We start from the raw sequence: 8,497 nt of genomic DNA, 5'->3' as shown, positions 1-8,497 counted from the left end.
CCTCTATACTCTGTGTGTAGAAGAAGAGGAATTAGGTGCTTCAAGAGATGAGTTTATGAGGGTCCTTTACAGAGAGGAAGGAGTACAGGGGATTCTTCATTATCAACCGACATATCACTTTACAGGTGTGAAAAAATTGTTTAACTATCCTGACAAACTCTGTCCAAATGCTGAGAAGTTTTTTTATAAAAGACAATTAAATCTTCCTATGCATCCGCGACTGACAAAAGAAGAACTTGATATGACAATTGAGGGAGTTAAGAATGCTGCTGAGAAGGTTCGTAAATAAAAGAAAATAAAGAGATAGCAGAGGGTGTTATGTTCTGTTTTCTTCTTTGAAGGAATTCTTGAGGGGTATTTATAGGATTACACATTTTCAATATTAACTTTTTTAAAAAGAACTTTTTACTTAGTGTAAGATTGTTCTTTCCTTTTAGTGCTATATATTTTCACGGCATCGTGCGAAAAACCTTATTAGGGTATAAACAGGGTGTTCAAACGAAGATTTTTATACAATATATTCTCCCTTATCTGTAATCGACTAATTAACAAAAATATAGCAGAAGGAAGGGATTGCTCTTATATATTATTTTAATGTTCCTTTCTATAGGGATTGTTTTTGAGGGATATGGCTCGGACTTGACCTTTCTTCAAAAAATATATATAAGAATTATAGGGGTTAAAATGTTTAATTATATAATAATTGGAGCAGGTTTTGCTGGTTCGGTCATTGCAGAAAGAATAACGCGTGTTTTAAACAAAAAAGTTTTAATAATAGAAAAAAGAGCTCATATAGGTGGAAACTGCTGGGATTACAGGGATAAAAATGGCATTATAATACATAGATATGGACCTCATCTTTTTCATACAGATGATAAAGATATTTTCGCATATCTCTCTAATTTTACTACCTGGAATATCTATCACCATAAAGCGCTTGCTTTTGTTGATGGAAAGGCAGTGCCTATTCCTTTTAATTTTAATAGTATAGATATACTGTTTCCCAGAGAAATTGCAGAAAGGTTGAAACAAAAATTATTGAGAAAATATCAATATGGAACAAGAATATCAATATTTGAATTAAAGAAAAACAAGGATAAGGACTTGCAGTTTCTGGCAGGTTATGTATATAAAAAAATTTTTGAGAATTACACGAAAAAACAGTGGGGTACAAGTCCCAGAATGCTACATAAAGAAGTATTGGAAAGAGTTCCAATTACTATAGGAAAGGATAACAGATATTTTAATAACAGATATCAGGTAGTTCCTGAATATGGATATGCAAGAATTTTTGAAAATATGTTAAATCATCCTGATATAACCATATGGTCTAACACAAACTTTAAAGATGTCATTGATATAAAAAACAATCAGATTTACTTTCAGAAAAAAACTTACAATGGGATATTAATTTTCACAGGGATGATAGACGAACTCTTAAACTATAGATTTGGTTTTCTTCCATACAGAACTCTTAAGTTTAGATTTAAGACCATAAAACAAAAGTTTTATCAGAAAGTTGCGATAGTTAATTATCCCAATGAATATAAATTTACAAGAATAACAGAGTTCAAACACATCCATCCTGTGGATACACCGGTTACAAAGATTGTTTTTGAATATCCGAAGAAGTATAAAATAGGAGATATTCCTTATTACCCTTTATTTACTGAAGCAGCGAAACAAAAGTACTATAAATATTTAGAAAACACTCAAAAAATTCGCAATCTTATTCTGGTAGGACGTCTCGCAGAATACAGATATTATGATATGGACGATGTTGTTAAAAGAGCACTGGTTGTATTTGAGGAGAAGATAAAATGAGTTTAAAAATTTATAAAAATACAAAAGTATTTATTATATCTCCGGGAAAGAAGAAAACAGGTGGAGTAGAAGGTTTACATCAACTTGCCTATGAACTTAGAGAAAATACAGGAATAGATACCTACATTTATTATTATCCTTACCTTTCCCAGATAGTACAGGAAGAATATAAAGATTATAATGTGTCTATTGCAGATTATATTGAAGATACCAGTGTTAATATATTAATAATTCCTGAAATATACATCCGGCATAAGATATTGAATAACTTTAACAATATTAGAATTATAATATGGTGGTTAAGTATAGATAATTATTTTTCTGGAGTTCCATATTTTAAAAAACATTTTTTCTGCCATAGATTTATCAATAAACTTGGAAGTAGATTACTGGGATATCCTGTTTTTGATATGAATGTTTTACTCCAGAGGAGAATAAAACGATATGGGTATTTAATAAAGAAAGAAGCCGTAATACAGAGAACCTGTTGTCATTTAGTACAATCGTATTATGCAAGAAATTACCTTATAAAAAAAGCAGGTATAAATGAAGATATTGTAAAAGAACTTTATGATTACCTCAACAAATCGTTTTTGGAGGAGAGATATGAGATAGCGGATAAAGAAAATTTAGTAGTGTTCAATTATAAAAAAGGATATTCTTTTACTCAGAGGATAATAAAAAATACTCCTGATATTAAGTTTGTACCTCTTGTTAATATGTCAAGGAAACAGGTTGTTGAAGTTCTCAAAAAAGCAAAAGTATATATAGATTTCGGACATCATCCTGGAAAAGATAGACCACCTCGTGAAGCTGCAATTCTCGGATGCTGTATAATCACCGGGAAGAAAGGGTCTGCTGATTATTTTGAAGATGTGCCGATACCAGAAGAATATAAATTTGATGAGAGGAATAAAAATATTCCGTATATCACAGAAAAAATTAAAGATTGTATCAATAACTATCAGATAAGAATTAAGGATTTTGAAAATTACAGAAGAATTATTAAACAGGAACGTTCAAAATTCATTCATCAAATTCAAGATTTATTTTATATAACATAGATGAGAAATAACCTATAGAAATTATTTTTTAAGGGATGCCATTTGTTTAACAAATAAGATAACAGATTATAAATTATATATAACAATGTTAAAGATAATAAGGTTTTTATTATTCTCTTTGCTTGTTGCGGGAGTTATTATCTCTGCTATCCAGAAGACATCAATACAACAAATCCTTAACAATCCAGACCTTTTTAACCATAATGAGGTTATTGTTGAAGGTAGAATATCCAATCTACAGTTCAGGGTTTCAAAGGCAGGTAATGCTTATACTACTTTTTCTTTGCTGGATGAAGGTTATAATTCAATAAAGGTTTTTGTATGGGGACACGAAAAGATACAACAGCAGAATATAAAAGATGGTGATGCAGTGGAGGTTAGAGGTATCTTCAACAAGATAAAATATGTAGGCAAATATAAATTCTTCAACGAAATTGAGGCACTGGATATAAAAAAGAAGTAGTAAATAATTAGGTCTGATGGATAACACAGAAACAGCGTTTCTCATTGCCCTTCTCGCACCTCCAAAGAAAAATAATATTAGTCCTTTCTCACAAAGATTGTTTTTAATGGATACAAATAACTTGATGCCGATAATTTTATCCTATATAATTTTACCAGCGAGGATGAAAAAATCACCCTTAAAGAATGGGGGAGTATAATGGCGAACGAAGAGAGTATTTTAGACCTCACGTTTATAGTAAACCAGCCAGGTAAAACCCTTAAAGATAGATTTGAACAACTCATAAAAGACGCAAAATTTTTTGATTGTCTTTGTGCGTATTTTTATATAAGTGGCTTCCACAAAATATATAGAGTTCTGGACAACACAGAAAAAATAAGGATTCTCATAGGCATAGGCACTACAAAAGAGACATATGACTTAATAAAAAAGTCAGACCAGCAATTATTCCAGAAGTTATCCCATGCAGAAACGAAACAATTAATTGAAAAAGAGATAGAAGAAGAGATGGCTTCTTCAGAAGACAATAGAGACGTAGAAGAAGGGGTATTGAAATTTATTGAGTGGCTCAAAACAAAAAAGTTAGAAATCAGGGCATATCCCTCTCAAAATCTCCATGCAAAATTATATATCCTTACTTTCAAAGAGGGAGACAGAGATACAGGCAGGATTATTACTGGTTCAAGTAACTTTACTCAGTCAGGATTAGAGGATAATCTTGAGTTTAATGTGGAACTTAAAACCATCGCTGATTATAAATTTGCAAAAGAGAGGTTTGAAGACCTGTGGAAAGACTCTGTAGATGTAAGCGAGAAATATATCCAGACAATAAAAGAAAAGACCTATCTTAATACAGATATTACTCCTTATCAACTTTATCTTAAGTTCCTATATGAGTATTTCAAGGATGAGTTAAGCAGAACAGATGAATTATTTGAAAAGTACTTACCACAGGACTTTAAAGAATTTGAATATCAGAGACAGGCGGTTCTTAATGCCAAGAGAATTCTTGAAGAATATGGAGGTGTCTTTATATCTGATGTGGTCGGACTCGGGAAGACATATATATCTGCACTGCTTGCCGGGCAACTTGATGGTAGGAATCTTGTAATAGCACCTCCTGCACTTCTGGATGAGAAAAATCCTGGTTCCTGGAAAAATATTTTTTCTGATTTTCGTATTCATGCGGATTTCGTATCTACCGGTAAACTTGACGAAGCAGAAGAATTAGTAGAACAGAGAGAATACAAAAATATCTTCATAGACGAATCCCACAAGTTCAGGAATGAAAGTACAATAAGTTATGAGCAACTTATGGAGATATGCCGTGGTAAAAGGATTATTCTGGTCTCAGCAACCCCTTATAACAATTCTCCGAAAGATATACTCTCTCAAATCAGGTTATTCCAGCCAGCGAGAAAAAGCAATATACCAGGTGTTCCTAATCTTGAGGACTTTTTTGGTACATTAGCGACAAAATTAAGAAGTGTAAGCCGTAGAAATGACTATAATGAATTCCTTGAAGTTACAAAACAGAATGCGCAAGAGATTCGTAATAAGGTCTTAAAGTACATAATGGTAAGAAGGACAAGAAGCGAGATTGAAAAGTATTTTGCTGATGACCTTAAGAACAACAATGTTAAATTTCCTGAAGTAGAAGACCCCAAGCCCTTCCTTTATCAGTTAAATGATGAGGAAGATAGCATATTTATGAAGACCATAGAATTAATCACAAAAAAATTCACCTATGCCCGTTATACACCACTACTTTATTTAACCAAATCTATCTCTCAACTGGAAGCACAGTCCCAGAGGAATATGGGTGGTTTTATGAAGGTACTACTTGTGAAACGTCTTGAAAGCAGTTTTTATGCCTTCAGAAACAGTATAAAGAGATTTATTTACTCCTATGAAAGATTTATTAAGGAATATAACAAAGGCAATGTTTATGTAAGCAAGGATTATATAAACAAAATCTTTGAACTGTTAGAAGAAGGTGATGATGAAGCAATACAGAAACTTATAGATGAAGGTAAAGCAGAAAAATACTCTGCTTCGGACTTCACCCCTCAATTTATAAAGGACCTCCAGAATGACCTTATGATTCTAAAAGAGATAGAATCAATGTGGACAAAGGTAAATAGAGACCCAAAACTTACAACCTTACTGTATAATCTTGAAAGGCATAAGGTCTTAGAAAACCAGAAAATAATTATATTTACAGAGTCAAAAGAGACAGCAAAATATCTGGAAGAAAATATAAACAAAAAATTAGGTAAAGTGGTACTTCTATTCTATGGAGGTTGTCCAGAGACAGTAAAAGACGCTGTTATAGACAACTTTGATGCAAAAGCAAAAAATAAAAAAGATGACTATCAAATACTTGTTTCAACAGAGGTTCTTTCTGAAGGTGTCAACCTTCACAGGTCAAACATTGTCATAAACTACGATATCCCATGGAATCCTACACGGTTGATACAGAGGATTGGAAGAATAAACCGTGTAGATACCCCTTTTGACAGAATCTATACATTTAACTTCTTCCCTACAAAACAGGCAGAGTCAGAGATTGAACTGACAAGCATTGCCCGTTCAAAGATAGAGGCATTCCTGACATTGCTCGGTGGTGATGCTGCTATACTTACAGAAGGAGAGCCGGTTGCTTCCCATGAACTATTTGATAAACTGCTTTCCAAAAAGATATTAACAGAAGATGAAGAGGAAGAAAGTGAACTTAAATACTTAAGGATTATTGAAGAAGTGAGGGACAAAAATCCAGAACTATTTGAGAGGATAAAGCGACTACCAAAGAAAGCAAGGTCATCAAAGGCACTTAATGAATCTATTAAAGAGATTACTTCATACCCTTCACTTATTACATTTTTCAGGAAAGGCAAACTGATGAAATTCTTCCTGTCAGAAAGAACCAGGACAGAGGCATCAGAGATTGATTTTATTACTGCAGCAAAAATACTTGAGAGTTTAGAAGACGAAAAAAGAAGTGAACTACCAACAGATACTTATTATGAACTACTTGATAAAAATAAAACCGCTTTTTACAATGCAACCGTTGAAGAACTTACAGGAGTTACGCAAAGACGAGGTGGTACAGAAAATTCAAGAAAACTATTAAAGATGTTAAAAATTATACAGAAGAACCACAGCAAGCAACTTACAGAAGACCAGGAAGAGTATCTCGCAAGAGTCATCAATCGTCTTGAAGCAGGGGCATTACCGAAGAAGACAATTCAGAAAGTGCTGAACGAACTGGAGAAATTAGGACCAGAGATAATAAAAAACCCATTAAAGGTCATCGGAATTTTACAAAAGAATATCCCCCCTTCCCTGCTTGAAAGTCATTATGCTGAATCATCTGCAATAACAGAGGGTAAAAGAGAGGTTATACTGTCAATGTATCTATCATCTGATACATCCTCTTTTGAAGGAGAAAGTTAAGATGAAAGGGGAGAGGAAACCCATCTAAATTTTTAAAATGAAAGAAACAGGGAAAATTGAACTCAAAAAGTCTACGGCGGAATGGAAAGAGATAGTTGAAACTGTATGTGCCTTTGCAAATACTGAAGGTGGAAAGATATATATAGGTATTTCTAATACAGGAAAAATTGTAGGAACTGACATTGGAAAGAAAACAATAGAAGATATTACAAACAGAATTGTATGTAATACAGACCCCAAAATCTATCCGGAAGTGTCAGTTATGAGATTCAATAACAAAAATGTAATTATAATAGATGTAAAAAAATCCCTTGACCAGTTAGTGCTTGCATTTGGGAGACCATATAAAAGGGTAGGAAAGTCAACCGTAAAGATGTCAAAAGACGAATATGAAAGAAAGATACTGGAGAAACATAGAAATCAATTACACTTTGATAATCAGATATGCGAACCAGCGAAATTTGCGGATATAGATAATCAAAAGTTAAAAGAATTTTTACAGATTGCTCAGAATGAACGAGGTTTAACTATTTCTTATACTTCCACACCTAAAGAAATTTTTATGCGACTTAATCTTTTAAAAAATAACAATCTAACAAACTCTGCTATTCTTCTTTTTGGTAAAGCCCCACAGAAATTTTTCATACAGGCAGAAGTGAAATGTGTCAGATTTAAAGGGATAGATGTTACAGGAACAATAGTTGATATGAAAGATGTAGGTGGAAATTTAATTGACCAAGTAATAGAAGTTGAAAAGTTTATCTTCAACAATATTGCGCTTACATCATGGATTGAAAATGGCAAAATTCAGAGACAGGAAAGGTGGGAATATCCTCCTAAGGCAATAAGGGAAGCCCTTGTTAATGCAGTTGTTCATCGTGATTATCGTTCTTCAGCAAAAGTTCAGGTAAGAATTTTTGATGATAAGATAGAGTTTTGGAATCCTGGAAGGTTACCTGATGGCTGGACTATTGACAAATTAAAAGAAGAACATGAGTCAAAACCATTTAATCCATTAATTGCAAGAATGCTATTCTGGGTTAAATATATAGAAGAAATTGGAACTGGCACGAACAAAATTATTGAATGGTGTAAAGAATGGGGATTACCGGAACCCGATTTTAAGTTTACCGGAACAAGCATGGTTGTAATTTTAAGAAAATCAAAATTGACCGAAGAGATATTGCAAGAACTAAATGAAAGACAAAAAGAAATTATTAAATATATACAAAAATCTGGTAGAATAAATAGAAGTAAAGCAATGGAGATATTAAAGACCTCAAAAGATACTGCCTATAGAGAATTGAATGGTTTAATAAATAAAGGATTGCTTAAAAGAAAAGGGATTGGCAAGAAAGTATATTATATGCTTTCTTAAAGTGGCATATTTGCGACGTATCTGCGACGCATTTGCGACGCATTCTAACAAACGAATATGGATAAGGAACAGGCAAAAAAACTGATAAAAGAGACATTTGAAAACCCCTTTGATAAGGATAGATTCTGTTATTTTGTTAAAAACCTGCTCAAAACATTTGAAATAAAAGATGTAGATTATCGTATAGATTACTTCCCATCAACCTATGCAGAATATATTGATACTTTTAGAGTAATTGGCAACTATACAGATAGAAATAATACCAAGATTGACATTCTAATTATCTTCTTAAAGAAAGAAACAACTTTACTG

The 8,497-nt window shown here is 32.7% G+C and carries 8 protein-coding genes; all 8 read left to right on the top strand.

All coding sequences use genetic code 11. From position 1 onward, the window contains the following. A partial coding sequence (locus N3D17_07360; protein MCX8083185.1) for a DegT/DnrJ/EryC1/StrS family aminotransferase occupies positions 1 to 289 on the top strand: 289 nt, incomplete at its 5' end. Between the two features lie 395 nt (positions 290 to 684). Further along, positions 685 to 1,824: a UDP-galactopyranose mutase gene (gene glf / locus N3D17_07355; protein MCX8083184.1), complete on the top strand. Its 1,140-nt coding sequence runs from the start codon at positions 685 to 687 to the stop codon at positions 1,822 to 1,824. Continuing rightward, positions 1,821 to 2,888, top strand: coding sequence for a hypothetical protein (locus tag N3D17_07350; protein MCX8083183.1), 1,068 nt, complete (start codon positions 1,821 to 1,823; stop codon positions 2,886 to 2,888). Before glf ends, N3D17_07350 begins: the two co-directional genes overlap by 4 nt. 85 nt (positions 2,889 to 2,973) lie before the next feature. Then, positions 2,974 to 3,351 (top strand): exodeoxyribonuclease VII large subunit, encoded by a 378-nt coding sequence (locus N3D17_07345; GenBank protein MCX8083182.1) that lies wholly within the window; start codon positions 2,974 to 2,976, stop codon positions 3,349 to 3,351. Between the two features lie 16 nt (positions 3,352 to 3,367). Then, positions 3,368 to 3,550, top strand: coding sequence for a hypothetical protein (locus N3D17_07340; protein ID MCX8083181.1), 183 nt, complete (start codon positions 3,368 to 3,370; stop codon positions 3,548 to 3,550). Beyond that, positions 3,550 to 6,807, top strand: a complete 3,258-nt coding sequence (locus N3D17_07335; protein MCX8083180.1) for a helicase-related protein — start codon at positions 3,550 to 3,552, stop codon at positions 6,805 to 6,807. Before N3D17_07340 ends, N3D17_07335 begins: the two co-directional genes overlap by 1 nt. 37 nt (positions 6,808 to 6,844) lie before the next feature. After that, positions 6,845 to 8,185, top strand: a complete 1,341-nt coding sequence (locus N3D17_07330; protein ID MCX8083179.1) for a putative DNA binding domain-containing protein — start codon at positions 6,845 to 6,847, stop codon at positions 8,183 to 8,185. A gap of 57 nt (positions 8,186 to 8,242) precedes the next feature. Then, positions 8,243 to 8,497 (top strand): hypothetical protein (locus tag N3D17_07325; GenBank protein MCX8083178.1); only part of this gene is annotated, 255 nt, incomplete at its 3' end.

The sequence above is a fragment of the bacterium genome (assembly GCA_026414725.1).
Classification (GTDB): domain Bacteria; phylum Ratteibacteria; class UBA8468; order B48-G9; family JAFGKM01; genus JAAYXZ01.
This window is presented reverse-complemented; position numbering and strand designations above follow the sequence as displayed.

Bases quoted from the DNA above. Each gene is read 5' to 3' on its own strand.
- N3D17_07350 (MCX8083183.1), top strand. From the start codon at position 1,821: ATGAGTTTAAAAATTTATAAAAATACAAAAGTATTTATTATATCTCCG.
- N3D17_07330 (MCX8083179.1), top strand. From the start codon at position 6,845: ATGAAAGAAACAGGGAAAATTGAACTCAAAAAGTCTACGGCGGAATGG.
- N3D17_07345 (MCX8083182.1), top strand. From the start codon at position 2,974: ATGTTAAAGATAATAAGGTTTTTATTATTCTCTTTGCTTGTTGCGGGA.
- glf (MCX8083184.1), top strand. From the start codon at position 685: ATGTTTAATTATATAATAATTGGAGCAGGTTTTGCTGGTTCGGTCATT.
- N3D17_07340 (MCX8083181.1), top strand. From the start codon at position 3,368: ATGGATAACACAGAAACAGCGTTTCTCATTGCCCTTCTCGCACCTCCA.
- N3D17_07335 (MCX8083180.1), top strand. From the start codon at position 3,550: ATGGCGAACGAAGAGAGTATTTTAGACCTCACGTTTATAGTAAACCAG.